The sequence below is a fragment of the Burkholderia sp. NFPP32 genome (assembly GCF_900119325.1).
GTDB lineage: Bacteria > Pseudomonadota > Gammaproteobacteria > Burkholderiales > Burkholderiaceae > Burkholderia > Burkholderia pyrrocinia_C.
Map to the genome: position 1 here is coordinate 1 of NZ_FPJP01000080.1, position 1,443 is coordinate 1,443.

General features: G+C 61.1%; 3 protein-coding genes and 1 pseudogene. 1 reads left to right on the top strand and 3 read right to left on the bottom strand.

Going from position 1 to position 1,443, the window contains the following annotated elements; genetic code table 11:
- Positions 1-94: 94 nt before the first annotated feature.
- From BT264_RS37250 to BT264_RS40380, 3 genes and pseudogenes are all read right to left on the bottom strand, one after another.
- A pseudogene (locus BT264_RS37250) lies at positions 95-454 on the bottom strand (transposase); the annotation flags it as partial.
- A gap of 62 nt (positions 455-516) precedes the next feature.
- Complete coding sequence (gene tnpB / locus BT264_RS37255) at positions 517-852, bottom strand: IS66 family insertion sequence element accessory protein TnpB (RefSeq protein ID WP_072445495.1); 336 nt, start codon at positions 850-852, stop codon at positions 517-519.
- Positions 853-868: 16 nt separating this feature from the next.
- Positions 869-1,150, bottom strand: coding sequence for an IS66 family insertion sequence element accessory protein TnpB (locus tag BT264_RS40380; protein WP_256260786.1), 282 nt, complete (start codon positions 1,148-1,150; stop codon positions 869-871).
- 113 nt (positions 1,151-1,263) lie between these two features.
- Between BT264_RS40380 and BT264_RS39750 the strand changes: the two genes are divergently transcribed.
- Positions 1,264-1,443, top strand: a 180-nt coding sequence (locus BT264_RS39750; RefSeq protein ID WP_218173380.1) for a hypothetical protein, incomplete at its 3' end; no start/stop codon positions are given.

Consider the following 1,443-nt stretch of genomic DNA (forward strand, 5'->3'; position numbering starts at 1 on the left):
TCGCGATTGGCTGTCGCTTTCTCATATTGCGCAACATATCGTGCCGCCGCTATCTAACGCCGCCCAAAAAGCGCGGATTTGGACCGCCATCGACATCAGGTTCATGGCGGATGTCGGTGCGCGGCAGTTGCGGCGGCAAGGGCGTGCGCTTTGGCTTCTGATGTTGCTTGTCCGGCGCCGTATTCGACTGTAGCTGCTCGAGCTCGATTTCGAGTGCGGCCAGATCAGCGTCGATCGCCTCATTGAGCAGGCTCATCTGCTCGACGTTGAGTTGCTCGCTGCGCTTGCCGATATGCAGGTGCCTGAGCGCAGCAATCTCGTGCGTGAGCTGGTCGATGCGCGTCTGACGGTGGTGCAGCTCCCGCTCGTTCTCGCCGACCTGAGCCATCAACTGCGCAGCCAGCGTGCGCAGTTCGTCGGGGCTCAGGGCGTCGAGATCGGCGGGTAGGTTCATGCGGCCAGTCTGCCAGAACCCAGCCCGCCGCGGAAGCAAGCCAGTTTACGGCTTTGGGGGTATTACACGACCATGATCGCGTGATCGTGCGTGAGCGTCTGCCAGGGTAGCCCGGTCACCAGCGCTCGCAACTGCTCGGGATTTAGTGCGGTGGCGACTGCCTGATCCCCATTCGTCCAGATGAACCGTCCCTTGTTCAGGCGACGCGCGGCCAGCCAGATACCGAACCCGTCATACACGAGCACCTTTATACGCGTCGAGTGCTTATTGGCAAACAGGTACGCGTGGTGCGGTCGCGCCGCGCCGAACACCTTCACGACACGCGCCAGAATCGTCTCGATGCCCGCACGCATATCGATGGGCTCGGTCGCCAACCAGATCGCGTCGATTCGGATCATCGCAGCCACCCTTGCATCAGGCTGCGCAATCGGCGGCTGCACATAGTGGCCAGCGTACCGTCACGGTCGCCGCCCCGCGGCGCACCTCGATCTGAATCTCCGTCGGAACGACTGCCGCGCCCGGCGCTTCCACTTGCAGTGGAACAAACTCCGCCAGCGGCGCGCTCATCGCCTGGCGTGCCTCACGCGCGGCGTCTTGTTCCTCCTGCGCGGCCACCCAGCGACGCAGCAAATTCGCGTTCAACTTGTAATGAAGCGCGACCGCGGCGATCGACACGTTCGGCTGCATCGCCCGCACGGATCACCTTCTCCTTGAACTCCTTGCTGTGGCGGCGTCGCCGCGTCGGCTGCACCACTTCCGAAATCGATTCATTCTCGTCCATAGAGTACACGTGTCCATTTAAAAAATAGGTGGACACGATCGTCGCTTTCGTCACCCGCATGTTCAAGGTGACATTGCCGGGGGCTTACTGCCGCGCGTCAATCAAGATGAGAACCGCATTGACTCAGGATATTTGTTACCCGACCGTGGTCGTTGCCTCATGTAATTTGCTACCCGTCAGAATGCAGGCGGGAGCGACTTATGACGAG

What these genes read in the sequence shown, in the direction of transcription:
- tnpB (WP_072445495.1), bottom strand. Translation starts at nt 852, where the DNA reads ATGATCCGAATCGACGCGATCTGGTTGGCGACCGAGCCCATCGATATG.